Consider the following 24,252-nt stretch of genomic DNA (forward strand, 5'->3'; position numbering starts at 1 on the left):
TAATCATTTAGTTAGGTTAATAATACTGCTAATTATTCGTCAACTTTCACTCTTTACGATTCTTTACGCTTTCTAAACGTCACTTTACGAGGGAAAGACTAATCTATATTCAAGCGCTGAGAAACAGACGCAACACATGACTTATTATACCGAATTGAGGCAACAATTATGAAAATGACTAAGAAACTTGTACTAGCAGCTGCGGCACTTCCACTTATTTTTGGTACAGCAAGCGCGTATGCTTACGGTGGTGGTGATAAAGGTGACCACAAAGGTATGCACGACAAGTGTGGCGGTTTCGATAAAAAAGTAATGCGCCAACTAGACCTAACCGACGCTCAAAAAGAACAGTTAAAAGAGATGCGTGAAGCAGACCGTGCTGAGATGAAAGCAAAGCGCGGTGCAAACAAAACGGCAAAAATGGCGCAAATGAAAGCGCATCACGAAAAGGTTCAAGCATTGGTACTTGCTGACAACTTTGACGAAGCAGCAGCAAACGACCTAGCAAGCCAAATGGTTGAGAAGCAAACTGAGCGTCGCGTAGCAATGCTTAAGAAGCAACACCAAATGATGAGCGTACTAACGGCTGAGCAAAAGACTCAACTGAAAGAAATCCAACAAGAGCGCATGACTAAATGTGCTGACAAAATGGGAAAACGCATGAACAAAGACAAGTAATTCATTGCTTGAAAAATCAGCGTTGAATGAAAGTGTTTAGAAAGAAGCGGCCGAGTGCCGCTTTTTTTGATCCTTAAAAATGAATGTTTTACATCATAGCTGTCATATTCAATTGGTTGTTTGCAGGTTATACTTTGTGCTATCAGTCACTTTATAGCCAAGTTATGAAACAAGAATACGCACGTTTAGTTACGCTCGCCGCTTGGGCAGCCACCACCATCGCCACTATTTTATTGATAGTGAAAGTCGCAGCGTGGTGGGTAACAGGTTCTGTGAGTCTGCTGGCTTCCGTCGTGGATTCAATGCTGGATATCGCGGCCTCTGTCGTTAACCTTATCGTGGTTCGTTACTCTCTGCAGCCTGCCGACAAAGAGCACACCTTTGGTCATGGTAAGGCTGAATCTCTCGCTGCATTAGCGCAGGCAATGTTTATTTCAGGCTCTGCATGTTTCCTTATTCTCAATGGTATTGAGCGCTTCTTCCGACCTCATGAACTGAATTCTCCAGAGATTGGTATCTATGTCAGCTTATTTGCGATGGTGATGACCTTCGGTTTGGTTCGATTCCAAAAGCATGTGGTCAACAAAACAGGCAGCCAAGCTATTGCGGCCGACTCTCTGCACTATCAATCAGACCTTTATATGAACGCTGCGATCATGCTGGCACTGGCATTGAGCTGGTTTGGGATTGGTCAGGCGGACTCAGTATTCGCGGTCGGTATCGGTATCTACATTCTGTACAGCGCTTATCAAATGGCGATGGAAGCGGTTCAGTCTCTGCTTGATCATAAGCTGCCAGATGATGAGCTGAAACAGATTAAAGAGACATCATTGAGCGTGGAAGGCGTGTTGGGTGTGCATCAATTACGAACGCGTCGCTCGGGGCCAATACGCTTCATCCAACTGCATCTAGAATTGGAAGATAATATCCCACTTATTGAAGCGCATCGCATTTCTGACGAAGTAGAGGCTAAGCTTATCTCCGTGTTCCCTGATGCTGATGTATTAATTCACCAAGACCCGTATTCGGTCGTATTTGGACCAGAGAAGCAGCAGAAATTCCACTCGTGGTAATGCGTGCTAAAAATCAGCGGGCAAATGGTAAGTGAGTGGCTTTTGAACTAAAGTGAGTAAAAATTATTAACTGTTAGGTGATTCAAAAACCACCTTAGTAACAATTAATGTTGATTCTGATGTGAATCAACAAAGTTATTGAGTAAAACTGTAATACTCTTACAGAAGTAGAAATGTTACATAATTTTACGCGATTTGAGTGCTATTCCTGTTGAGGAAATGTAACATAACGCACAAATATAGATTTAAAATCTTGTTGATATACAATCAGCAAGAACAAGAATTGAATAATAGATTCCCAAAAATCGAGGGTGAGCATGATTAAGAAGATCGGTGTTTTGACCAGTGGTGGTGACGCTCCAGGTATGAACGCAGCAGTTCGCGGCGTTGTTCGTACTGCGTTATCAGTTGGCATTGAAGTTTACGGTATTTACGATGGCTACCAAGGCCTTGTGGAAGACCGTATCGAAAAGCTTGACCGTTCAAGCGTATCTGACGTGATCAACCGTGGTGGTACTTTCTTAGGTTCTGCACGTTTCCCTGAATTTAAAGACGTTGCTGTTCGTGAGAAAGGCATTGAGAACCTTAAGAAGCACGGTATCGAAGCACTTGTTGTTATCGGTGGTGACGGTTCTTACATGGGTGCTAAGAAGCTGACTGAAATGGGTTACCCATGTATCGGTCTTCCAGGCACAATCGATAACGATATCGCGGGTACTGACTACACAATCGGTTACCTAACAGCGCTTAACACTGTTATTGATTCAATTGACCGTCTACGTGACACGTCTTCTTCTCACCAACGTATTTCTATTGTTGAAATCATGGGCCGTCACTGTGGTGACCTTACGCTTATGTCAGCAATCGCGGGTGGTTGTGAGTACATCATTACTCCAGAGACTGGCCTAGATAAAGAACAGCTTATCAGCAACATCCAAGATGGCATTGCGAAAGGTAAGAAGCACGCAATCATCGCTCTAACTGAGCTAATGATGGATGCTAACGAACTGGCTAAAGAGATCGAATCTTCAACAGGTCGTGAAACTCGTGCAACGGTTCTTGGTCACATCCAACGTGGTGGTCGTCCTACTGCATTTGACCGTGTATTGGCTTCTCGTATGGGTAACTACGCTGTTCACCTTCTTCAAGAAGGTCACGGTGGTCGTTGTGTTGGTATCGAGAAAGAAGAACTTGTTCACCACGACATCATCGATTGTATCGAGAACATGCAGAACCCAGACCGTTCTGAGCTGTTCCGCGTTGCAGAAGAGTTGTTCTAAGCCACGCTTAGCGTTCTCTTAAAGAATTTAAAAACCGCTGATTATTCAGCGGTTTTTTTGTGCCTGCCGTTTGGGTTTCAGAAACGACAGGTAATAAAAAAGGCCAACCTAAGTTGACCTTTCATCTAATCTAAACGGTGAGGTTTAAATTAAGCTTTTGCTTCAGCTGCTGCTTTAGCGATAGCTGCGAAGCTTTTCGCGTCTAGAGCTGCGCCGCCAACTAGAGCACCGTCGATGTCTGGTTGTGCGAAGTAAGCTGCTGCGTTTTCTGGCTTAACAGAACCGCCGTATTGGATAACAACTTTCTTAGCAACTTCTTCAGATTTCTCTGCGATGTGTGCACGGATTTGAGCGTGGATGCGTTGTGCATCTTCAGCTGTAGCTGCTTTACCAGTACCGATAGCCCAGATTGGTTCGTAAGCGATGATAGCGCCTTCAAGAGCTTCAACACCTTGAGTGTTGATAACAGCGTCAAGTTGACGAGCACATACTGCAACAGTTTCGCCTGCTTCGTTTTGTGCTTCAGATTCACCGATACAAAGAACTGGAGTTAGGCCGTTCTCTTTTAGGAATGCGAATTTCTTAGCTACGAACTCATCTGATTCGTTGTGGTATTCACGACGCTCAGAGTGACCGATGATGATGTGAGATGCGCCGAACTCTTTAAGCATTGCTGGAGACATGTCGCCAGTGAATGCACCGCTGTTGTTTAGGTCAGAGTTTTGAGCACCTAGGATGATCGCGCTGCCCGCTTCAGTAAGCGTACGCTCAGCAAGATCAACGAAAAGTGCTGGTGGAGCAACTGCTACGTCTACGCCTGTTACGCCTTCAAGTTCAGCGTTAAGACCGTTTAGTAGATCAACAACCATTTCTTTGCTGCCGTTTAGTTTCCAGTTACCCATAACTACAGGATGACGCATAGGAATATCTCCAAAGTATTTAAATAAATCGAATGTAAAAAAGTAAACTTTATTACGAAATAATATAACAGATTAATATCAACAGATCATGACTGTGGTCATGACTTTCTTGGATCTTACTCAATGGTCAGAGTAGATTTTGAGCATATATCAGTGATCCGGCAGACAGAATAATAGCTAACTTCTCGGATTTTTCATCGTTAGTTGTTATTAAGGGACAAACGATTGCGTTAACAACAGGAAGTAACAATGCCGAATCTAGTTCTAGAGTACTCCAATTCAGTGGATGAGCGAGTAAATATCCAAGGCTTACTGGAAGATCTCCACCAAGTCGCTCTCACATGTGGCTTGTTTGATGTGCCATCAGTGAAATCTCGTTCACTGCGTTGCCATAATTGGTTGGTCGGTGATGAGGAAGATAGTGTAGACTTTATTCATATCAGCTTTGAGTTACTTTCGGGACGAACGGAAGAGCAAAAGCGAGAATTGTCACGATCGTTAATGCAGATCCTGCAAGAACAAGCAAGTCATGTAAGAAGCTTAACGGTGAATATTCGTGATATGGATAAAAGTTGCTTTCAAAAAGTAATAAACTAACCATTGCTGCTGACTTTTAGCGGCGTATAAATTTGAGTATTTAAGATGTCGATGAAAGAATTACTGCTCTCTTTCAAGGGGAGAATTGGTCGTAAGACTTACTGGATTTGGAATATTTTCTACTACATAGCGATTACCGGCTTTGCTTCTGGTATTTCTGTGTTGTTCCCTGCTTACTCTTATATCCTGCTACCAATCTTCTTATTGATGCTTGTGATCCCAGATCTTGCGGTAACCGCTAAGCGCTGGCACGACCGCAATAAGTCTAATTACTGGCTACTATTGAATGTGCCATTAGTCTTGGGTCGTTTAGCTTCGCCAATGGCTGCAACGACGACAGAGCCGGTATCACCAATTCATATGGCGGCAACCGTCGTGGCATTAGTGTGTGGTTTGTGGATTCTGATTGAGTGTGGCTTGTTGAAAGGCACAGAAGGCCGTAATGACTACGGCGAAGACCCATGTAAATATTGAACAGCGAATTAATAAGAAGGGAGCATTACGCTCCCTTTTTCTTTTTAGTGCTTTGCTAATTTCAGTACATTTTAGGTTCAGTATTCGGCTTAAAAGGCACGACATTTTCAGGCAGAGATTCTTCAAAGCCGCAGCGCCCTTCGAGTGCATCTTGGAACTTACAGACCTGACAGCGCAGCTCTTGCATGAGTACGACATTGGCGTGGTGTGGGTTTTTACAACGGCTAACCACTAAGTCGATGTGACTTTGCTGCGCACGAAGTCGGTCTTGCATCACGTCTGAAGCCGAACAAATCATCTGTTCGCACATCTCGTGTTTGAATTGATTGAATGCTTTCGGGTCGCTTTTCGCGAGTTGGACAAGTTCATCAAAGGGTGGCAGTTTTTGAGCGGGTTGTGGATGCGCCATCATTCCTTCCTTAGCATTAAGCGTGTTTCATATGCTCTAAGCTTAAGAAAGAAATCTGTACAAATTTTAATCTATTTGTATTTTCTCAATATTGAGACGGTATTAGCCGATTACCTTTGCAATCAAAGGGCGGGTGTTAAGGTGTAAGTGCAGCGTCGTTCGCCAGCAATGATGTGCTCTGTACGGCTCACGTGACACTCATCTTTTAGTAACTCAGTAAACACGTTGAGCTCAGATTGGCACAGGCTAGGGCAGCGAGTTGCAGCCTTACAGATAGGGCAGTGGTTCTCAATCAAGATGTAGTGATCATCATACTCTTGAAGCTCAGCCATGTAGCCTTCGTCTTCACGAAGCTGGGTGAGTTTTTTAAGCTTGCTGATGAGTGAATCACAGCCAGACAGCGCAGTTTGATACTGCTTAAGAGTGTGTTGTTCACGCTCGGCAGCAACCTTAGCCAGCCCTTCTTTACCAAATAGATTCTCGACAGCATCAATCACTTGAATGGTGAGTTCACCATGTCGGTCTGAAAATTGGTTATGACCTTGTTGAGTCAGGGACCAGTGGCGAGTCGGGCGACCCACTTTCACTTTCACATCATGAAACGCAAGAATACCGTCATCTTCCAGGCTTTGCAGATGTTGCCTTGCCCCCATTGTCGTCATGCCAAATTCTTCTGACAGTTGTTTCGCGGTTACCGCGCCTTGACGCTTAATGGTCTGTAAGATTCTGTCGCTTGTTTTCATACTATCCCTACCTAATGAACCTTACTATTATGAGGCAAGGTGTTTATAAAGCAAACCATTTACTATATTGATGATAATTTACTCTATAGATAGCGTTTTACTCTATTGGCTGCCATGGTCAGATTCTGGTGCGCTAATAAAACAAAAGGCTGATACTAGGTATCAGCCTTGGAATATTCTGTTTCACCGAATTTAGGCTTACAGGATATGACCTACTACTTCTGGATCTTTACGCTCTAGGTAGTGGATAGATTTGATGCGGCGAATTGTACGGCAGCGGCCACGGATAAGCAGGGTTTCTGTGGTTGCGATATTACCTTGACGAGAAATACCTTCTAGCAAGTCACCCTTAGTGATGCCTGTTGCTGAGAATACAACGTTGTCGCTGCGTGCCATGTCTTCCATCTTCAATACGATACCCGCCGTTACGCCCATTTCTGCGCAGCGCTCAAGTTCAAGTTCACCGTGCTTGCGGTTCTCTTCTGTGTCGCCTTTCACTTCGTGGCGAGGTAGAAGACGACCGTGCATGTCGCCGTCGAGTGCGCGAATTACCGCCGCCGAGACCACACCTTCAGGTGCGCCGCCGATGCAGTACATGACGTCTACTTCACTGTCTGGCATACAGGTTAAGATAGAAGCCGCAACATCACCGTCTGGCACAGCAAATACACGAACGCCCATTGCTTGCATGTCGGCGATGACTTGATCATGACGAGGCTTAGCAAGCGTGGTTACGACTAGAGTATCAAGTGTTTTACCTAGTGCTTTAGCGATGTTTTCTAGGTTTTCTGTTAGTGGCAGTTCTAGGTCAATCACGCCTTTAGCGCCAGGGCCAACAACCAACTTTTCCATGTACATATCAGGCGCTTTAAGGAAGCTGCCTTTTTCGCCCGCAGCCAATACAGCCAATGCATTTGATTGGCCCATTGCTGTCATGCGTGTCCCTTCAATTGGGTCAACTGCGATGTCGACAGCGTCGCCGCCCACACCTACGTTTTCGCCGATGTATAGCATAGGTGCATCATCGATTTCACCTTCGCCGATAACAATCTCACCGCTAATTTCGGTTTTGTTTAATAGGCTACGCATTACTTCTACAGCAGCGCCATCTGCAGCGTTTTTATCGCCACGGCCAAGCCACTTGTAACCAGCTAGTGCTGCACCTTCTGTGACACGAGAGAATGACATTGCTAAATCGCGTTTCATGCGGACTCCAAAATTTTCAAAGGGGGAATAGAAATTTCGCGGCGAATTTTACCATATCCAAAAGGAAACGTTTGCCTTTTTGTTTTTTGGAGATTGCTCTCGATCAATTCGCAGTGGAAAACAGTTATTATTCATCAAAATAATCGGTTTGCCGTTGTGGCGGTAATCGTTCACGTCAATATTCGGTAAAAAGTGCTGTTTTTTTCATCGAATGGCGCAAAATATCGAATATATTGAGTGTTTATCCTTGCTCTGCTGAGTAGAATGGGGAAATAAGTGGAGTGAACCTTCACCATCAAACGGATAACTTAAAGGTAGGCCAGAATGTCTTTTGAAGTACTAGAGCAGCTAGAAGCAAAAATTCAAACAGCAGTAGATACAATTGCACTTCTTCAAATGGAAGTGGAAGAGCTTAAAGAAGAGAAACAAGCACTAGCAACAGAAGCTGGTGAGCTTAAAGCAAGCCGTCACGAGCTAGAGCAAAAAACTCAGCAAATGCAGGAAGAGCATTCAGCATGGCAAGATCGCATCCGTAACCTTCTTGGTAAAATGGATGAAGTAGAGTAATCGACTCTTCAGATTTAAAAAAACCGCCCGCTACTCAGTAGCGGGCGTTTTTGTTTGTGTTCTTATGATTTGTTTTATTATTTGAAGCTGAGTGAGAGTTACTCGACGTCTTCTTCCTCGACATCCAAATCGAGTTCTACATCTAGAGGTTCGGCAGAAAGAATGATGCCAGTGTTGTCTGCGTAGAGGTAATCTTCAGGTAAGAAGGTCACGCTGCCAAAGTTCACTGGAACGTCTAATTCACCGACACCTTCTTGGCTCGCACCAACAGGGATAGAAGCCAAGGCTTGGAGACCTAGGTTCATGTCTTCAAGCTCATCGACTTCACGAACGCACCCGTAAACCACAATCCCTTCCCACTCATTGTCTTCGGCAAGTAGGGCTATCTCAGCATCGATCAGCGCTTTACGTAGTGAGCCGCCCCCATCGATTAACAACACACGCCCCAGACCGTCTTGCTCTAGTACAGAGCGAATCAAAGCGTTGTCTTCAAAACACTTTAATGTAGTGATCTGTCCTGCGAAGGATGCACGTCCACCGAAGTTGCTGAACATTGGCTCCACGACATCAACTTGATCCAAATATATGTCGCACAGTGCTGAAGTGTTGTATTCCATTAGTATACCTTTTGAACAATGAGCTTACTTTGAGTATATCGGCGCTTGATCCCTTTGCAATGATTAGTCTCATTTAACTCAATAGAGTTTGAGCTACGACAACCCCTGCAAACAATAGGTTAGTGACCAGTGAGCATTTCACAATCACGGGCATCATTGGTGCAATTTGCGCTGGCTTTTCGGTTTCCCAAACGGCTTTGCCATGCTTGTAAACAATAATAATGCTCAGCAAAAACGGCAGGCTGATCCAGACCGGCTTTTCTTGAATAAGCAGGTAGATAGCGAAAGACGCAAGGGCGAGGCCAAGCAGAGCAAAATGATAGTGTTTGGCTTTGCGTTGTCCTAGGCGAACCGCCATGGTGCGCTTACCACATTCGCTGTCGTTTTCGATATCACGCATGTTGTTGATATTGAGTACCGCAACCGCCATCAAGCCACAGCCCAATGCCGGAAGGAATAGGCTTGGTTCAACATGGCCAGTGTGCAAGAAGTAAGTCCCTGAAACACCTAATAAACCGAAGAAGATAAATACCGATAAGTCGCCAAGGCCAATATAGCCATAAGGCTTATTACCGACGGTATAAGCGATGGCAGCAACAATGGCTAATATGCCTAACGCAATGAAAGATAAGATACTTTCAATCGAGGTTAAGGCATGAAAAATAAGAATCAGCCCAGCGACCATAGTAAACACGATGTTGAGGATGATCGCTTGCTTCATGGTTTTTGCTGTTACCGCGCCAGATTGCATGGCACGTGTTGGCCCCAGACGATTTTCGTTGTCTGTGCCTTTTACGGCGTCGCCATAGTCATTGGCTAGGTTCGATAAAATCTGTAATAGGGTGGCGGTTAAAAATGCCAGTAGGGCTATCGATAAAGAAAACTGACCACCGGCGAACGCTAAACTACTTCCTGTAAGAATAGAGACAAGTGCGAGAGGCAGAGTTTTTGGTCGTGCGGCATCAAGCCAGATCAGTAGAGATTGTTTCATCGTAGGTCTAATTCTTTGTAAGTCTTCGTTTCATACTGTGATTTGAGTATACGCCCATTTTTCGGGTAATAAAAAGCCCACTCGAAAGTGGGCCTTGAATTCGCTTATTAGCTGCTATTTCTTTGAGATAGAGCAATAAGTTAGAGTTTGGTGTGCTACAGGATGAAGCGGCTTAGGTCTTCGTCTTCAACGAATTCGCCAAGTTTCGATGTTACGTAAGCTTCATCAATCACTAGCTTGCTGCCAGCTTTGTCTGTTGCTTCGAATGAAATCTCATCCATTAGACGCTCCATCACTGTGTGTAGACGACGCGCACCGATGTTCTCAGTGGTTTCGTTTACGCGCCATGCTGCGTCCGCAATCTGGTTGATGCCATCTTCAGTGAACTCAATGTTGACATCTTCTGTTTTCATTAGGGCAATGTATTGCTCTGTTAGAGATGCTTTTGGCTCAGTTAGGATGCGTTTGAAGTCATGTGCTGATAGTGCTTCAAGTTCTACGCGGATTGGTAGACGACCTTGTAGCTCAGGGATCAGGTCAGATGGCTTAGCCACTTGGAATGCGCCTGATGTGATAAACAAGATGTGGTCAGTTTTAACCATACCGTGCTTGGTTGATACTGTGCTGCCTTCGATAAGAGGCAGTAGGTCACGCTGAACACCTTCGCGAGATACATCTGGGCCTGAACTGTCGCCACGCTTACAGATTTTGTCGATCTCATCGATGAATACGATGCCGTTGTTTTCAGCGTTGAAGATCGCGTTCTCTTTCAGCTCTTCTTGGTTCACAAGCTTCGCAGCTTCTTCTTCCGTCAGTGCTTTGAATGCGTCTTTGATTTTCATCTTACGCTTTTTCTTGGTGTCGCCCGCTAGGTTTTGGAACATGCCTTGCAGCTGGTTTGTCATCTCTTCCATGCCTGGAGGTGACATGATTTCAACGCCCATTTGCGGTGCGGCTACATCAACTTCAATCTCTTTGTCATCTAGCTTACCTTCACGCAGTTTCTTGCGGAAAATCTGACGAGTGTTTGAAGAGGTTGTGTCTTCAGTTGATTGCTCGTTCTGACCCCAAGCATCACGCGCTGGTGGTAGAAGGGCATCAAGAATGCGTTCTTCAGCTTGTTCTTCAGCGCGGTATTGTACTTTTTCCATCGCTTGTTGGTGCGTCATCTTGATCGCAACGTCCGTTAGATCACGGATGATGGTTTCAACTTCTTTACCAACGTAACCCACTTCGGTGAACTTAGTCGCTTCTACCTTGATGAAAGGCGCGTTTGCTAATTTCGCTAGGCGGCGAGCTATTTCAGTTTTACCTACACCCGTTGGGCCAATCATCAGGATGTTTTTTGGCGATACTTCAACACGTAGGCTTTCTTCAAGCTGCATACGCCGCCAGCGGTTACGAAGAGCGATAGCCACTGAGCGCTTAGCGTTGTCTTGGCCGATAATGTGGCGATTGAGTTCGTGAACAATTTCGCGAGGAGTCATCTCAGACATGGTTTTTCCTTAATTCTTTAATCACTGTTGAATACAACGTTATTGATGGAAGCGGTCGTTACTCTGGCTTTGGCAGCTCAACGGTGCTTTCTAGTTCTTCAATAGTGTGGTGATGGTTGGTGAAGACACAGATGTCGCCTGCAATGTTCAGCGACTTTTCTGCGATTTCACGCGCATCTAAATCAGTATTTTCTAATAGTGCAGTAGCGGCTGCTTGAGCGAAGTTTCCGCCCGAACCGATCGCAATCAGGTCGTTCTCAGGTTGAACTACGTCACCGTTACCTGTGATGATCAGTGAAGCGGTCTCATCCGCTACTGCTAACAGTGCTTCTAACTTACGTAGAGCACGGTCGCTACGCCAATCCTTCGCTAGCTCAACTGCCGCTTTGGTGAGATGGCCTTGGTGCATTTGCAGCTTGCTTTCAAATTTTTCGAATAGCGTGAAAGCATCAGCCGTACCGCCAGCAAAACCGGCCAGTACTTTGTTGTTGTATAGGCGACGTACTTTACGGGCGTTGCCCTTCATTACTGTATTGCCCAGAGATACTTGTCCATCACCCGCGATGACGACTTTATTATTACGACGTACAGATACAATGGTAGTCACGAGTCGACCTCTTTTGATTATTATTTATGGTTACTACTTATATGTGGCTCCACTATCATGAATTCAAGTGCCACTTTTAATGGTATGTCATATCAAAAAAACTAAATATTACCAGTTGTTTCAAACATCCATTACCTGTTGAGCCTATGTGTGGTAAGGGTTGGTGGGTTAATAGTTTGTGATAAATATAAAAAAAGATAAAACAAATTTCTAACGTGAAATGGTTAACACTTTTTGTTTGATTTATAAGGAATGATGTTCACTAATCAGTGGTATTCACTGCATAAGGAGTAGTGTGATGAATAGTGACAATATCAGTTTTTTTAATAGAGATATGGATCTGGATGAGCTGTCTATACTGCATCATCTGATGTATCAGGAGGCGGGCGAGTGTTCAACAGAACATCTAAAAAACTCGGTCAACGTTTTTCTTAAACGTCCATTTCCTAACGTTTTAGCGCACTTGGATTTTTTTGGTTACATCGAGATAAATAAGGAGCAGGTCTACCTGACTGACTTTGGGCTTGAGTACTACGAACAAGTACCTCAGTTTCGTTAAAACGCACTCTTTTGATTAACATACTGGTATTGCTTGTGCGATGAACTATTGAACGCTTTCAAACAGCAATAGGGGGAATCCTCTTCCCCCTATTATATATTGAGTTGATTAAGACTCGTCTTTCCAAATAGCGCAAGGTTCAATTTTCGCTCGTTGCAGCTTATGGCGATCGCGTTCTGCGTCACGCTTCAACTTGTATGGCCCTAAAACCACACGGTACCAGCTACTGCCATCTTTCTTGCGGATCTCACTTGAGATACCTTGGAAGGCAATATCCAACTTACGTGCTTCTGCCTGCGACGAGGTTTTGTAAGCGCCACACTGCATGATGTAAGGGATCTTAGAGATCTGTTGCTCTTTGGCTTTTACTTCAATCTCGCGGCTTGGCAGCGTTTCAACGTAGTCCCACTTCTCTTCAGGAGGCGGCGGAATCACTTTCGCTGGTTTTGGCTTAGGTTTTGGTTTGGTTGCCACAGGCGTTGGTGCAGGCGGCTCAGGATCATTACTCAATAGGTAAAGTCCGTAACCAAAACCACCGGCAAGGAGGATCGCCAAAAGACCACTGCGCCAAGGTTTACGGCGAGGGGCTTGTTTTTTGGTCGGTTTTTTCGTGCCACGACCGCGCTTTACATAATCTCTATTAGCCACAAGACAATTCAATAGTTGCTGATTCTGCCCTCATGGTAATCCAGATTGCGCGAGGATAATAGTGCAGAAATGGAAGCGGCACATCAAAATGTGCCGCAGATTTATAAGGGTATTTCTAAGGGTTATATTCGAGGTGGCGCTGTACTGCCTCGAACCACTAATTTAGCTTCAAGCAGACGCGAACCTGCTTGCACATCGTTGCCTTTTAATAGATCAAGCATCATCAACATCGCTTGGCGCCCAATCTCATAACGAGGCTGAGAAATGGTGGTTAGCGGTGGATCGCAGTATTGAGCGAATTGGATGTCATCGAAGCCGACAATCGATAGGTCTTGAGGAACGCGCAAGCCCAGCTTCTTCGTTTCTTGAATCGCACCAATCGCCATCGCATCGTTGTGACAGAAGATAGCTGTAGGTTGTTCAGGAAGTGCCAGTAATTGACGAACCGCTTGAGCGCCCGCTTCAAAGGTGAAGTCACCGACCGTGCTATAGGCTGGATTCATTGAGACTCCGGCGCGACGCAGCGCTTGCTGGTAGCCTTGTTGGCGGAACTTACACAGTGTTGCCGATACTGGTCCTGAAATTTGAGCAATACGCTTATGACCTAACTGAGCTAGGTAGTTCACCGCTTCAAAGGCAGAGGTCAGGTTATCGATGTGTACCGTAGGCAGTTCAAGCTCAGGGGCAAACTCACACGCCATTACCATCGGCGGTAAATTCTTTTGTTCAGGTTTGCTGACATCAAACGGATGGTCAGTACCCAGCAGCAACATGCCGTCGGCTTGTTTGGTGAAAACTAAGTTAACAAACGAAGACTCGCGCTTCTTTTGCTGGCCGCTATCACCCAGTAGAACAAGGTAATCATTTTCTACTGCGGCATCTTCGATACCACGAATGATCTCGGCGAAATAAGGGTCACAGATATCAGGAACAATAGTGATGATGGTTTTTGATTCGTTGCGACGTAAGTTTCTAGCTAATGTATTGGGTGAGTATCCAGCTTCAAGTACTGCTGTTTCCACTCGTTTGCGAGTCGAAACTGAGACTTTCTCAGGGTTCATCAATGCACGTGATACCGTGGCTGTTGAGACGCCTGCTAGCTGGGCAACATCCTTCATTGTCGCCATAAATTAAACCCTCTTTTAAGTTCCTTTGCCGCCTAAGTATCTAAGGCGTGAATAATAAATGTAATCGAATAGATATTATGAAAGTGTTGCTAACACTTTTTTTATTGCAATATTTTATTCGTTTAATCCGTGTAAAGTTACGGCTAGATTAACAAAAATCACATGACTAGTGTGAAGTTGCTCACGAGAAATATGAAATATTTGTGAACAAACTTATCATTAGTTTTAACCCAAGTGGGTTTAACTCAAATCTTGCGGCTCAATATCGAGTGACCAGCGAACTTTTTTCGCAGCAGGTAACATATTGATGGCTGGCTTGGCACTCATCAATAGCTTCTGCATTAACGAGCGCATCTGAGTTTGTAAGATTAACTGCCAGCGCGATTTGCCCGCTCGTTTTGCTAACGGAGCCGGGGTTGGCCCTAACACCATGCAATATTGGTCAAACAGCGGGTGCGATTCCAATGTGTGACGAACCTGACGCAAGAACTCTTCCACCAAGCGAGTGTCATTGGCTTCTGCTCTAAACAGCGTCATAAAGGTATAGGGCGGTAACATTGCCAGCTTACGTTCTGCCAGCGCCGTCTGAGCAAAGTGGTTATAGTCTTTGTGTAGCAAGGCTTGCAACAACCCATGTTCTGGGTGGTGAGTCTGTAAGATCACTTCACCGGGTTTGCTTGCTCGTCCTGCGCGTCCCGCTACTTGGATGAATAGCTGGGCAAGACGTTCAGAGGCACGGAAGTCACTACTATATAAAGAGCCATCCACATCCAATAACGCCACAAGTGTCACGTCAGGGAAATGGTGACCCTTAGCAAGCATCTGCGTGCCGATAAGAATTTGGAATTCACCCTTACGAATCGACTCGAGCGCGCTTTCTAAGCTGCCTTTACGGCGGGTGCTGTCGCGGTCAATACGAATGGTTTTGTATTCCGGGAATAGTTGACCAAGTTGAGCTTCTAACTGCTCGGTCCCGACACCCACTGTCACCAAGTTCACAGACCCACAACCTTGGCAGTTGTGCACGATATGCTGCTGAGAACCACAGTGGTGGCAGCGCATCTCATTACTGTATTGGTGATAGGTGTAGTAAGCATCACAACGTTTACACTCGGCTGTCCAACCACAATCGTGACACATCAATGCCGGAGAAAACCCTCGGCGATTGAGGAACAGCATCACTTGGTTGCCTGCTTTGAGGTGTCTTTGCATCTCTGCAATTAACGACGCAGACAGGCCACTTTCTAGATATTCACCTTTAACATCCAACACCTTATTGGTGGTCGGCAGTGCGACACCCGCACGTGAAGTAAGGGTGAGATAACTGTATTTACCAATCTGAGCGTTGTGCAGTGTTTCAAAGGCCGGAGTCGCCGAGCCTAACACTATTGGAATCTGTGCTTTATGAGCACGCATGATCGCCACATCTCGAGCGTGGTAGCGCAGGCTATCTTGTTGTTTATAAGAGGCGTCGTGTTCTTCATCGACAATGATAATGCCCAGATCCGCAAACGGCGTGAACAGAGCCGAACGGGTACCAATCACGATGCCCGCTATTTTATCACGCGCCGATAACCAAGCATTCAGTCGCTCAGAATCGTTTAAACCTGAGTGGATAACCTCAACAGGCACATTAAAGCGTCGTTTAAAGCGGTTAATTGTTTGAGGGGTGAGGCCAATCTCAGGCACGAGTACTAACGCTTGTTTACCTTGATCGAGAATCGGCTTAATCATATTCAGGTAAACCTCGGTCTTACCTGAGCCAGTGACGCCTTCTAACAGGAAACAACCAAAGTCGGTTTGGCTATTTACGGTCGCAATCGCGATGGCTTGTTCAGCATTGAGCTTAGGTTTGTCTTGGTCGTTTTCAAGATCAACTGGCCACGCCTGACGCTTCGGCTTTTTCTCTACCGATTCAATCCAGCCTTTCTCTTCTAGCGTTTTGAGTACGGCGCTGCCAACTTCTTCATCAATGAACTCTTGATGAGGAACCGGGCCGTGTTCAAGCATGTGCATCACTTTGGCTTGCTTGACCGCGCGACCAAAACCTTGCATCAGTTGGTCTTTGCCTGATGGCGTTAACTGCCATTCAACCAAAGTTGCGAAGTCTGCAGCTTTGCCTTTGCGTAAAGCGCTGGGTAGGGCATTGGCAAAGGTTTCGCCAAGTGGGTACTGGTAGAACTGACTGCACCAAGTTAACAGTGAATAGACAGATTCCGGCCAAACAGGCTGATTATCTAACAAGGCTTTAATCGGTTTGAGCTTGTCTAGCTCGAATTCAGATTCGTTAACCAGAGCCGTGACAATGCCGGTTAAGGTTTGTCGTCCAAAAGGCACAGAGACTCGTCCACCAATAATCGGAAATAGGTGGTTTGGAATCTTGTAATCGAACTGCTTGTCGAGTGGAACAGGCAGTGCCACGCGGGCAATCATTGGACGCATAAAGGGACGGCTTTATCTGAGTTGACGAGAGCGAACAGTCTAAAGGATAAGGCGGTTAAATTCGAGAAGCAGTTTGGATGAAGGTGGCGAGTTAGCGTATACCGACAACGACAGCCCGAAATCTCAGGCCGATAAAGGAAATAAAGAGAGAATTGGTGAAAAATGTATCAAATCGGTTGATCCTGCTTTATAGATTCATTACTATACTGCGCCTTAAAGGTATGGCTTCATCACTCTTTTGTGTCGATGCGGTGTCTTTATTTCTTTTTTTAAACTACGTGTGGTGTGCGGCTTAGAATCGTATAGCGACACGGCCTACTTGAGGTTATCCCATGAAAGCTGGAATCCACCCAGAATACAAAGCAGTTACTGCAACTTGTTCTTGCGGCAACACATTTGAGTTCAACTCAACGCTAGCAAAAGAATCAATCCACCTAGACGTATGTGACAAATGTCACCCGTTCTACACTGGTAAGCAACGTATCGTAGATACTGGCGGCCGTGTTGATCGCTTCAACAAGCGTTTCGGTGCTCTTTCTAGCAAGAAGTAATTCTCGCTATTTAGACATGAAAAAGGACACTTCGGTGTCCTTTTTTGTTGCCTGTAATTTGAGAAAGCACTGACTTCTATTCAAGCATCACTCTCACCCAACGATAAGTTGCCTCTCTATTCTATTTCAGGGCAATTCCTTGCGTATCTCTCTTCACCAAAATTCAGCACGAAACTTCAACAAGCGATAGTAATTTCAACTGCTCACTGGTCTTATTAGTAGTGAAATCTCGTTTTTTAATGAGACAGAGGCTTCAACCACCTAGGAACTTTGAAGTACATCCATTAACATGAACAAGATCCCCCAAATAATAATATCCTAGGAACCTACACCTATGTCTGAAGACAGCAGCCAAGCTCAATCCTCTCAAGCGTTATCATCTGAAAAATCGTTATCGCCTCAAGAACAATTCCGTCAGCAAGCTCTTGATTACCATGAGTTCCCAATTCCAGGCAAAATTGCCGTAGAACTGACGAAGCCTGCAAACTCTGCAGAAGACCTAGCACTTGCATACAGCCCAGGCGTGGCTGAGCCTGTTCGCGAGATCGCACAGAACGTTGATAACGTTTATAAGTACACAGGTAAAGGCAACATGGTTGCAGTTATCTCTAACGGTACAGCGATTCTTGGCCTAGGTAACCTTGGCCCTATTGCTTCTAAACCTGTTATGGAAGGCAAAGCGCTCCTGTTTAAGCGTTTTGCTGGTTTAGATTCTATCGATATTGAAGTAAAACACCGCACAATCGATGAGTTCGTTGATACAGTTGCGAATATCGCAGATACATTCGGCGGTATTAACCTGGAAGACATCAAAGCACCAGACTGTTTTGAGATTGAACGTCGCCTGATTGAACGTTGTGATGTTCCGGTATTCCACGATGACCAACACGGTACAGCGATTGTAACGGCAGCGGGTATGCTGAATGCGATCGAGCTTCAAGGTAAGAAACTTGAAGAGTGTAAGATCGTTTGTTTAGGTGCTGGCGCAGCAGCGGTTGCTTGTATGGAACTACTGATTAAGTGTGGCGCTCAGCGTGAAAAAATCTACATGCTTGACCGTAAAGGTGTGATCCACACTCGTCGTGATGACCTAAACGAATACAAAGAGCTGTTCGCAAATAACACTGACAAGCGCACGCTTGAAGATGTTATCGAAGGCGCTGACCTGTTCTTGGGTGTATCGGGTCCTAACCTACTGCCTGCTGAAGCACTAACGCTGATGGCTGATAAGCCTGTTGTGTTTGCATGTTCAAACCCAGATCCAGAGATCAAGCCTGAGCTTGCACACGAAGTTCGTTCTGACCTAATCATGGGTACAGGCCGCAGTGATTACCCTAACCAAGTAAACAACGTACTTTGTTTCCCATTCATTTTCCGTGGTGCACTAGACGTGCGTGCGAGCGAAATTAATGACGAAATGAAGCTAGCGGCGGTTAAAGCGATTCGTGAACTGGCGAAAGAAGAAGTTCCAGCTGAAGTACTAGCAGCTGCGGGCGAGACTGCACTGGAGTTCGGTAAGGGTTACATCATTCCTAAGCCAATGGACCCACGTCTACTTCCTCGCGTAGCACGAGCAGTTGCGGAAGCGGCTGTTGAATCTGGCGTAGCTCGTATCGAGATGCCTGCTAACTATATGGCTTAATAGCTGTTGCTCTATTGAGCCAAAAAGAATAATAAAAAACCGACTCATCTGGAGTCGGTTTTTTTATGTCTATCATTCACAGCGCAATCATAAAAAGCTATGCGCGATGTGATAAATAGGGTCAGCTATAGCGAATCAATAATGAAGGCAGTGACTGAGTTGTTTTTATTCTTCGTCAAACGCTTCGAACTCGATACCCATCTCTGTCATCAGCTTTTTCACTTCAGCAGGAATATCGTCTGGGCGGTCTTTACGAAGGTCTTCATCCGTTGGTAGTGGTTGGCCTGTGTACGCATGTAGAAAGGCTTCGCACAGTAGCTCACTGTTTGTTGCATGGCGTAGGTTATTAATCTGGCGGCGAGTACGCTCGTCAGTAAGAACCTTTAACACTTTTAGAGGGATAGAAACTGTAATTTTCTTTACTTGTTCGCTTTTCTTTCCATGCTCAGCATATGGGCTTATGTATTCACCATTCCAGTCGGCCATTGCGTACCTTCATCACTTTAGTTGTTAGAATAAATTAATAGTGGTGATTTTAGCGGGATTTACTGCCATAAGCAAAGACATATAGACGTCTAGAAGTGTTGACGTCTCACGTTTATGAAAGTAAAGTGAATAACATATATCTAACACAGCCGCAAAATGCCGACAAGCCGCTGTGATTCTCAGACGCAAAACTTGTAAGGAAGCACCTATGAGCAGCCGGAAGCCAGCAACAATCGCAGTACGTACTGGTATCGAGTCAGACACGCAACACCATGCCGTTGTCCCACCCATTTATCTTTCGACTAACTATGGGTTTCCCGCTTTTGGTGAAGTGCCAAAGTACGATTACACCCGTTCTGGTAACCCAAACCGCGGTTTATTAGAGACGGCACTGTTTGAGCTTGAATCAGGCAAAGGCGCGGTTGTGACTAACTGTGGTACTTCGGCGCTTAACTTATGGGTTTCGGCTTTCTTAGGCGGCGATGATCTTATTATTGCACCGCACGATTGCTACGGCGGTACTTACCGTCTGTTTAACACTCGCTCGCTAAAAGGTGACTTCAAAGTTCTGTTCGTTGATCAATCGGATCAAGCAGCGCTGGATGCGGCGATCGCGCTTAAGCCAAAGTTGATCTTAATTGAAACCCCATCGAATCCACTGGTTCGCGTGGTTGATATTGCAGAAACTTGCCGTAAAGCGAAAGAGGTTGGTGCTCTGGTTGCTGTCGACAACACGTTTTTGACACCTGTGTTCCAAAAGCCTTTAGAGCTGGGTGCTGATTTTGTTATCCACTCAACCACTAAGTACATCAATGGACACTCAGATGTTATTGGTGGCGTTGTGGTCACTAAGACAGAAGAACACGCTGAAGAGTTAGCATGGTGGGGCAACTGTATTGGTGCGACCGGCACACCATTTGATAGCTACATGACTTTACGTGGTATTCGTACGCTAGGTGCGCGTATGCGAGTTCACGAAGAAAGCTCACGTGAAATTCTAGCGTCTCTGCAGCAACAAGATCTTGTTGGCACTATTTACCACCCAAGCCTTCCTGAACATCCGGGTCATGATATCGCGAAGAAACAGCAATCGGGCTTTGGTTCCATGCTCAGTTTTGAGTTTGCGGGCTCATTCGAGGCGCTTAAATACTTTGTTGATAAGTTAGAGCTGTTTTCTTTGGCAGAATCATTGGGCGGTGTTGAAAGCCTGATTTGTCACCCTGCGTCGATGACTCACCGCGCGATGGGTGAAGAAGCCTTAGCAGAAGCGGGTGTTTCTCAGCAACTACTGCGTCTATCTGTTGGCCTTGAAGATGCAGAAGACCTAATCGATGACCTCAAGCAAGCGTTTGAAAGAACACAGCGCTTTATCGCTGAAGGGGAGGGTTAATAATGGCAACCTTTCGCCAGCTACATAAATTTGGTGGCAGCAGTTTAGCGAATCCTGAATGTTACCAACGCGTGGTCAACATTCTTAGAGAATACTCATCAGCATCTGATTTGGTGGTGGTATCGGCAGCAGGCAAAACAACCAACCGTTTGATTGAATTTGTTGAAGCGCTCGACAAAGATGGTCGTATTGCCCATGAATGCCTACAAGCACTTCGTCAGTTCCAACTCGATCTGATTGAAGCACTGCTTGAGGGTGAATCAGCCGCACAACTTACTGCAACCATTCAACAAGAATTTACCGCTTTGGGTGAGCTAACGGCTCCCTTGAGCGAAGCACAAAAAGCAAAAGTGCTTGGACACGGTGAGGTTTGGTCTTCACGTCTACTCGCTGCTTTGTTGTGCCAGCATGACTTACAAGCGGTTGCTCAAGATGCGCGTGCTTTTTTACGTGCAGAAGTAGGCGCTCAGCCCGAAGTCGACCGCGCACGTTCTTACCCTCTGATTAAAGAAGCTCTGGCGCAGCATGCCCATTGCCGCGTGGTGATTACGGGCTTTATGGCTCAGAACTGCGAGGGTGAAACGGTTCTACTCGGCCGTAACGGTTCGGATTACTCAGCAACCGTGATCGGTGCTTTGGCTGAAGTTGAACGCGTGACGATTTGGAGTGATGTGGCGGGTGTTTACAGCGCTGACCCTCGTCTGGTTTCGGATGCGTGTCTACTGCCTCTACTTCGCCTTGATGAAGCCAGTGAATTGGCTCGTCTTGCCGCTCCAGTACTTCATAGCCGAACGCTACAGCCTGTGGCTCAAAGTGCTATGGATCTCAGCTTACGCTGTAGCTACCAGCCGGAGGCGGGCTCTACACAGATAGAGCGTGTACTGGCATCGGGTCGTGGCGCCAAAATCATAACCTCTCTGGATGAAGTGCTTATCGTACAGCTGACCTTTGGTCACGGCCATGATTTCGACCGTCTAGAGAGTGAAGTACTTGAAGGGCTTAAGCGTGCTCAACTGGAGCCGCTTGCCTATGAGCTTGAACCGGATCAACACTGTTTGCGTCTTGCCTATACGGAAGAGATCGCTGGTGGTGCATTAGAATATCTCCAAGACCATGCGATTGAAGCTGAGATTAAGCTAAAAGAAGGTTTCTCTTTGATTGCTGCAGTGGGGGCGGGTGTGACTAAGAACCCGAACCATTGCTACGGCTTCTACCAGCAGCTTAAGAGCTCACCGGTTGAGTTCATCTCAGAAGCGAACTCTGGCTTAAGCTTGGTGGCTGTGATTCGTAAGAGTGAAACATCAAACCTAGTGAAAGGCATTCACTCTCAACTGTTCCAAGCGCAGAAGCGTGTTGCGATTGCCTTGTGTGGTAAGGGCAACATTGGTTCAAGTTGGTTAAGTCTGTTTGCTGAACAAAAAGCGGAACTTGAAAAGCGCCGTGGAATGAACTTTGAATTGGTTGCCGTGGTTGATAGTCAAACCTATTGGTTCGACGATCAAGGCATTGATGCGACCTCTGTGAGCAAGCGCTTTGACGATGAAGCGATTGCCAACAATGGTAACGACTGGTTAGAGCGTTTGGGTTCTATTCAGGGTTACGATGAAGCTGTGGTACTCGATGTCACCGCAAGCCCTGTGCTTGCAGCAAAGTACCTGCAAATCGCACAACAAGGTATCCACCTGATCTCGGCTAACAAGGTGGCTGGTTCTGCATCAAGCGAGTATTACCATCAAGTACAAGATGCTTTCGCTAAGATCAGCCGTCATTGGTTGTACAACGCGACAGTGGGTGCAGGTTTGCCGATTAACCACACGGTACGTGACCTGCGTGAAAGTGGCGATGACATTATTGCGTTGTCAGGCATCTTCTCAGGCACGCTGTCTTGGTTGTTCCAGCAGTTTGATGGCACGGTGCCATTCAGTGAGTTGGTCGACTTAGCGTGGCAGCAAGGGCTGACTGAACCGGACCCGCGCGCTGACCTTGATGGCTCAGATGTCATGCGTAAGCTGGTGATTCTAGCGCGTGAATCGGGTTTGGATATCGAACCTGAAAACGTAAAAGTGGAATCACTGGTACCTGAAGAGTTGCAAGACCTGTCGGTAGATGACTTCTTTGATAAGGCTTCTGTGCTAAGCGAAGAGTTGGCGGAGCGCTTAGAGAAAGCGCACTCTCAACAGAAGGTTCTGCGTTACGTAGCGCGTTTAGAGAAGAATGGTAAGGCAACCGTAGGTGTTGAAGCCCTATCTAAAGAACACGCTCTAGCGAACTTGCTGCCTTGCGATAACATCTTTGCGATTGAGAGCAAATGGTACAAAGATAATCCGTTGGTTATTCGTGGCCCAGGTGCCGGTCGTGAAGTAACGGCAGGTGCAATTCAATCTGATCTAAACAGAATGTCTAGTCTGTTCTGATACTCATATCGGTTGGTTTGAAACTCAGATCAATTGTTTAGTACGTAAATGGCATACTATTCACTAAGATAAATAAGGCTGAAAGCACGATGTGTTTTTCAGCCTTTTTTCTACATTATTTCTGCTTTGCGACCCATCTAACGACTTGAGTTTTACTCACGATCTACTTGAGAAAAATTCATAATGGATCTGTTGACATTAAATCGTATTCAATACATTCTACAGACATGTAGACGTCTAAACGTCGTTTAAGGATTTGAGTTTTTAGTGGTTGCTTTTGCCACAGGGAGAGTAAGATGGGATACACACACGCTAGTCATATCGACGCTTTAAATCAGAATATCGCTGAGCTTTCTGACAACATCAATGTGTCATTTGAGTTTTTTCCACCAAGCAGTGAGAAGATGGAAGAGACCCTGTGGAACTCTGTTCACCGTCTTAAAACACTTCAACCAAAATTTGTATCGGTAACTTATGGTGCAAACTCGGGTGAACGTGACCGTACCCACTCAATCATTAAAGAAATTAAAAACCAAACTGGCCTAGTGGCGGCACCTCACTTAACGTGTATTGATGCAAGCCGCGAAGAGCTAATTCAAATTGCCGACGATTACTGGGCAAATGGTATCGAGAGTATTGTTGCGCTGCGTGGTGATATTCCAGCAGGTGGCGGCGCGCCAGAGATGTACGCATCTGACTTAGTCGAGCTACTTAAATCTCGCCACGATTTTGATATCTCAGTAGCGGCATTCCCTGAGGTTCACCCTGAAGCAAAAAGCGCTCAATCTGACCTTATTAACCTAAAGCGTAAAGTGGATGCAGGTGCTAACCGTGCAATCACTCAGTTCTTCTTTGATGTAGAAAGTTACCTACGTTTCCGTGACCGTTGTGTAGCGGCAGGTGTGGATGTTGAGATTGTACCGGGCATCTTACCTGTTTCTAACTTCAAGCAAGCGTCGCGCTTTGCAGCGATGAACAACGTAAAAGTACCTGGCTGGATGGCGAAGCAGTTCGAAGGTTTGGATGATGATCCAACCACTCGTCAGTTAGTAGGTGCTAGCCAAGCGATTGATATGGTTCGTACGCTCAGCCGTGAAGGTGTGAAAGACTTCCACTTCTACACGCTAAACCGTGCAGAAATGACTTACGCACTTTGCCATACGCTAGGTGTTCGTCCGCAAGTCGCTGCGCTGTAAGCAAAGTCTAAGAAGTAAAGCCTAAGCACTTGTAAAAAGCTTCTGGCAGTAACATTTCAAATCCTATAGATACAAAAAAGGCTTGGACTCATAGAGTTCAAGCCTTTTGCTTTTCTAGCTTCTAGCTTCTAGCTTCTAG

24 protein-coding genes are annotated in these 24,252 nt (G+C 45.7%); 12 read left to right on the forward strand and 12 right to left on the reverse strand.

Annotation, left to right across the window (positions count from 1 at the left end):
- Positions 1 to 168: 168 nt before the first annotated feature.
- The 3 genes from A6D97_RS09695 (at position 169) to pfkA (ending at position 3,031) form a co-directional block, all read left to right on the forward strand.
- Positions 169 to 678: a CpxP family protein gene (locus tag A6D97_RS09695; protein ID WP_017063671.1), complete on the forward strand. Its 510-nt coding sequence runs from the start codon at positions 169 to 171 to the stop codon at positions 676 to 678.
- A 164-nt stretch (positions 679 to 842) separates the two neighbouring features.
- Positions 843 to 1,751 carry a CDF family cation-efflux transporter FieF gene (fieF, locus tag A6D97_RS09700; RefSeq protein WP_029235400.1) on the forward strand — a complete coding sequence of 303 codons (909 nt, stop codon included), beginning with the start codon at positions 843 to 845 and terminating at the stop codon, positions 1,749 to 1,751.
- A 317-nt stretch (positions 1,752 to 2,068) separates the two neighbouring features.
- Positions 2,069 to 3,031, forward strand: coding sequence for a 6-phosphofructokinase (gene pfkA, locus A6D97_RS09705; RefSeq protein WP_017061160.1), 963 nt, complete (start codon positions 2,069 to 2,071; stop codon positions 3,029 to 3,031).
- Between the two features lie 149 nt (positions 3,032 to 3,180).
- Here pfkA and tpiA read toward each other — a convergent pair whose 3' ends face one another.
- The gene (tpiA, locus tag A6D97_RS09710; RefSeq protein ID WP_017061158.1) at positions 3,181 to 3,951 is read right to left on the reverse strand and encodes a triose-phosphate isomerase; all 771 of its coding nucleotides are present in this window, start codon (positions 3,949 to 3,951) and stop codon (positions 3,181 to 3,183) included.
- Positions 3,952 to 4,200: 249 nt separating this feature from the next.
- Here tpiA and A6D97_RS09715 point away from each other — a divergent pair, with 249 nt between their 5' ends.
- Complete coding sequence (locus A6D97_RS09715; RefSeq protein ID WP_017061157.1) at positions 4,201 to 4,548, forward strand: 5-carboxymethyl-2-hydroxymuconate isomerase; 348 nt, start codon at positions 4,201 to 4,203, stop codon at positions 4,546 to 4,548.
- 45 nt (positions 4,549 to 4,593) lie between these two features.
- Entirely contained in the window at positions 4,594 to 5,022 is a 429-nt protein-coding gene (locus A6D97_RS09720; RefSeq protein ID WP_065584289.1) for a DUF805 domain-containing protein, read from the forward strand.
- A gap of 61 nt (positions 5,023 to 5,083) precedes the next feature.
- Here the strand turns inward: A6D97_RS09720 and A6D97_RS09725 are convergent, their stop codons facing one another.
- From A6D97_RS09725 to glpX, 3 genes are all read right to left on the reverse strand, one after another.
- A complete protein-coding gene (locus A6D97_RS09725) occupies positions 5,084 to 5,431 on the reverse strand; it encodes a DUF3135 domain-containing protein (protein ID WP_017061155.1) in 348 nt (115 codons plus the stop codon).
- A gap of 122 nt (positions 5,432 to 5,553) precedes the next feature.
- A complete protein-coding gene (locus tag A6D97_RS09730; RefSeq protein ID WP_065584290.1) occupies positions 5,554 to 6,174 on the reverse strand; it encodes a metalloregulator ArsR/SmtB family transcription factor in 621 nt (206 codons plus the stop codon).
- Between the two features lie 198 nt (positions 6,175 to 6,372).
- On the reverse strand, positions 6,373 to 7,380 hold the full coding sequence (glpX, locus tag A6D97_RS09735) for a class II fructose-bisphosphatase (protein ID WP_017061153.1): 1,008 nt from the start codon (positions 7,378 to 7,380) through the stop codon (positions 6,373 to 6,375).
- Positions 7,381 to 7,704: 324 nt separating this feature from the next.
- Here glpX and zapB point away from each other — a divergent pair, with 324 nt between their 5' ends.
- Complete coding sequence (zapB, locus tag A6D97_RS09740; protein WP_008219652.1) at positions 7,705 to 7,947, forward strand: cell division protein ZapB; 243 nt, start codon at positions 7,705 to 7,707, stop codon at positions 7,945 to 7,947.
- Positions 7,948 to 8,045: 98 nt separating this feature from the next.
- On the opposite strand, the gene rraA is transcribed toward zapB, so the two are convergent.
- The 4 genes from rraA to hslV form a co-directional block, all read right to left on the reverse strand.
- Positions 8,046 to 8,564, reverse strand: a complete 519-nt coding sequence (gene rraA / locus A6D97_RS09745) for a ribonuclease E activity regulator RraA (protein ID WP_065584291.1) — start codon at positions 8,562 to 8,564, stop codon at positions 8,046 to 8,048.
- Positions 8,565 to 8,637: 73 nt separating this feature from the next.
- Positions 8,638 to 9,555 (reverse strand): 1,4-dihydroxy-2-naphthoate polyprenyltransferase, encoded by a 918-nt coding sequence (locus A6D97_RS09750; protein ID WP_017061151.1) that lies wholly within the window; start codon positions 9,553 to 9,555, stop codon positions 8,638 to 8,640.
- A 155-nt stretch (positions 9,556 to 9,710) separates the two neighbouring features.
- The gene (hslU, locus tag A6D97_RS09755; protein ID WP_017061150.1) at positions 9,711 to 11,051 is read right to left on the reverse strand and encodes an HslU--HslV peptidase ATPase subunit; all 1,341 of its coding nucleotides are present in this window, start codon (positions 11,049 to 11,051) and stop codon (positions 9,711 to 9,713) included.
- Positions 11,052 to 11,109: 58 nt separating this feature from the next.
- Positions 11,110 to 11,658: an ATP-dependent protease subunit HslV gene (gene hslV, locus A6D97_RS09760; RefSeq protein WP_004729692.1), complete on the reverse strand. Its 549-nt coding sequence runs from the start codon at positions 11,656 to 11,658 to the stop codon at positions 11,110 to 11,112.
- 298 nt (positions 11,659 to 11,956) lie between these two features.
- Between hslV and A6D97_RS09765 the strand changes: the two genes are divergently transcribed.
- Complete coding sequence (locus A6D97_RS09765; protein ID WP_017061149.1) at positions 11,957 to 12,217, forward strand: hypothetical protein; 261 nt, start codon at positions 11,957 to 11,959, stop codon at positions 12,215 to 12,217.
- A gap of 108 nt (positions 12,218 to 12,325) precedes the next feature.
- Here A6D97_RS09765 and A6D97_RS09770 read toward each other — a convergent pair whose 3' ends face one another.
- From A6D97_RS09770 to priA, 3 genes are all read right to left on the reverse strand, one after another.
- Positions 12,326 to 12,865 (reverse strand): SPOR domain-containing protein, encoded by a 540-nt coding sequence (locus A6D97_RS09770; protein WP_017063677.1) that lies wholly within the window; start codon positions 12,863 to 12,865, stop codon positions 12,326 to 12,328.
- A gap of 122 nt (positions 12,866 to 12,987) precedes the next feature.
- Complete coding sequence (gene cytR, locus A6D97_RS09775) at positions 12,988 to 13,992, reverse strand: DNA-binding transcriptional regulator CytR (RefSeq protein ID WP_017061147.1); 1,005 nt, start codon at positions 13,990 to 13,992, stop codon at positions 12,988 to 12,990.
- Positions 13,993 to 14,232: 240 nt separating this feature from the next.
- The gene (gene priA / locus A6D97_RS09780; RefSeq protein WP_065584292.1) at positions 14,233 to 16,434 is read right to left on the reverse strand and encodes a primosomal protein N'; all 2,202 of its coding nucleotides are present in this window, start codon (positions 16,432 to 16,434) and stop codon (positions 14,233 to 14,235) included.
- 332 nt (positions 16,435 to 16,766) lie between these two features.
- Between priA and rpmE the strand changes: the two genes are divergently transcribed.
- Both rpmE and A6D97_RS09790 read left to right on the forward strand, forming a co-directional pair.
- Positions 16,767 to 16,985 carry a 50S ribosomal protein L31 gene (rpmE, locus tag A6D97_RS09785; RefSeq protein ID WP_004737142.1) on the forward strand — a complete coding sequence of 73 codons (219 nt, stop codon included), beginning with the start codon at positions 16,767 to 16,769 and terminating at the stop codon, positions 16,983 to 16,985.
- A 334-nt stretch (positions 16,986 to 17,319) separates the two neighbouring features.
- Complete coding sequence (locus A6D97_RS09790) at positions 17,320 to 18,627, forward strand: malic enzyme-like NAD(P)-binding protein (protein ID WP_017063680.1); 1,308 nt, start codon at positions 17,320 to 17,322, stop codon at positions 18,625 to 18,627.
- Between the two features lie 165 nt (positions 18,628 to 18,792).
- Here the strand turns inward: A6D97_RS09790 and metJ are convergent, their stop codons facing one another.
- Entirely contained in the window at positions 18,793 to 19,113 is a 321-nt protein-coding gene (metJ, locus tag A6D97_RS09795; protein ID WP_004415993.1) for a met regulon transcriptional regulator MetJ, read from the reverse strand.
- A 208-nt stretch (positions 19,114 to 19,321) separates the two neighbouring features.
- Here metJ and A6D97_RS09800 point away from each other — a divergent pair, with 208 nt between their 5' ends.
- The 3 genes from A6D97_RS09800 to metF all read left to right on the forward strand — a co-directional run bounded on the left by A6D97_RS09800 (position 19,322) and on the right by metF (position 24,113).
- On the forward strand, positions 19,322 to 20,503 hold the full coding sequence (locus A6D97_RS09800) for an O-succinylhomoserine (thiol)-lyase (RefSeq protein ID WP_017061143.1): 1,182 nt from the start codon (positions 19,322 to 19,324) through the stop codon (positions 20,501 to 20,503).
- Between the two features lie 2 nt (positions 20,504 to 20,505).
- Positions 20,506 to 22,917 carry a bifunctional aspartate kinase/homoserine dehydrogenase II gene (locus A6D97_RS09805; RefSeq protein WP_017065991.1) on the forward strand — a complete coding sequence of 804 codons (2,412 nt, stop codon included), beginning with the start codon at positions 20,506 to 20,508 and terminating at the stop codon, positions 22,915 to 22,917.
- A 296-nt stretch (positions 22,918 to 23,213) separates the two neighbouring features.
- The gene (gene metF / locus A6D97_RS09810; RefSeq protein WP_004729683.1) at positions 23,214 to 24,113 is read left to right on the forward strand and encodes a methylenetetrahydrofolate reductase; all 900 of its coding nucleotides are present in this window, start codon (positions 23,214 to 23,216) and stop codon (positions 24,111 to 24,113) included.
- The last annotated feature ends 139 nt before the right edge of the window (positions 24,114 to 24,252 follow it).

The sequence above is a fragment of the Vibrio sp. ZF57 genome (genome assembly GCF_001691235.1).
GTDB classification, from domain to species: domain Bacteria; phylum Pseudomonadota; class Gammaproteobacteria; order Enterobacterales; family Vibrionaceae; genus Vibrio; species Vibrio crassostreae_C.

Coding starts and splice junctions, on each gene's coding strand:
- A6D97_RS09695 (WP_017063671.1), top strand. CDS start 169: ATGAAAATGACTAAGAAACTTGTACTAGCAGCTGCGGCACTTCCACTT.
- fieF (WP_029235400.1), top strand. CDS start 843: ATGAAACAAGAATACGCACGTTTAGTTACGCTCGCCGCTTGGGCAGCC.
- pfkA (WP_017061160.1), top strand. CDS start 2,069: ATGATTAAGAAGATCGGTGTTTTGACCAGTGGTGGTGACGCTCCAGGT.
- tpiA (WP_017061158.1), bottom strand. CDS start 3,951: ATGCGTCATCCTGTAGTTATGGGTAACTGGAAACTAAACGGCAGCAAA.
- A6D97_RS09715 (WP_017061157.1), top strand. CDS start 4,201: ATGCCGAATCTAGTTCTAGAGTACTCCAATTCAGTGGATGAGCGAGTA.
- A6D97_RS09720 (WP_065584289.1), top strand. CDS start 4,594: ATGTCGATGAAAGAATTACTGCTCTCTTTCAAGGGGAGAATTGGTCGT.
- A6D97_RS09725 (WP_017061155.1), bottom strand. CDS start 5,431: ATGGCGCATCCACAACCCGCTCAAAAACTGCCACCCTTTGATGAACTT.
- A6D97_RS09730 (WP_065584290.1), bottom strand. CDS start 6,174: ATGAAAACAAGCGACAGAATCTTACAGACCATTAAGCGTCAAGGCGCG.
- glpX (WP_017061153.1), bottom strand. CDS start 7,380: ATGAAACGCGATTTAGCAATGTCATTCTCTCGTGTCACAGAAGGTGCA.
- zapB (WP_008219652.1), top strand. CDS start 7,705: ATGTCTTTTGAAGTACTAGAGCAGCTAGAAGCAAAAATTCAAACAGCA.
- rraA (WP_065584291.1), bottom strand. CDS start 8,564: ATGGAATACAACACTTCAGCACTGTGCGACATATATTTGGATCAAGTT.
- A6D97_RS09750 (WP_017061151.1), bottom strand. CDS start 9,555: ATGAAACAATCTCTACTGATCTGGCTTGATGCCGCACGACCAAAAACT.
- hslU (WP_017061150.1), bottom strand. CDS start 11,051: ATGTCTGAGATGACTCCTCGCGAAATTGTTCACGAACTCAATCGCCAC.
- A6D97_RS09765 (WP_017061149.1), top strand. CDS start 11,957: ATGAATAGTGACAATATCAGTTTTTTTAATAGAGATATGGATCTGGAT.
- cytR (WP_017061147.1), bottom strand. CDS start 13,992: ATGGCGACAATGAAGGATGTTGCCCAGCTAGCAGGCGTCTCAACAGCC.
- priA (WP_065584292.1), bottom strand. CDS start 16,434: ATGCGTCCAATGATTGCCCGCGTGGCACTGCCTGTTCCACTCGACAAG.
- rpmE (WP_004737142.1), top strand. CDS start 16,767: ATGAAAGCTGGAATCCACCCAGAATACAAAGCAGTTACTGCAACTTGT.
- A6D97_RS09790 (WP_017063680.1), top strand. CDS start 17,320: ATGTCTGAAGACAGCAGCCAAGCTCAATCCTCTCAAGCGTTATCATCT.
- metJ (WP_004415993.1), bottom strand. CDS start 19,113: ATGGCCGACTGGAATGGTGAATACATAAGCCCATATGCTGAGCATGGA.
- A6D97_RS09800 (WP_017061143.1), top strand. CDS start 19,322: ATGAGCAGCCGGAAGCCAGCAACAATCGCAGTACGTACTGGTATCGAG.
- A6D97_RS09805 (WP_017065991.1), top strand. CDS start 20,506: ATGGCAACCTTTCGCCAGCTACATAAATTTGGTGGCAGCAGTTTAGCG.
- metF (WP_004729683.1), top strand. CDS start 23,214: ATGGGATACACACACGCTAGTCATATCGACGCTTTAAATCAGAATATC.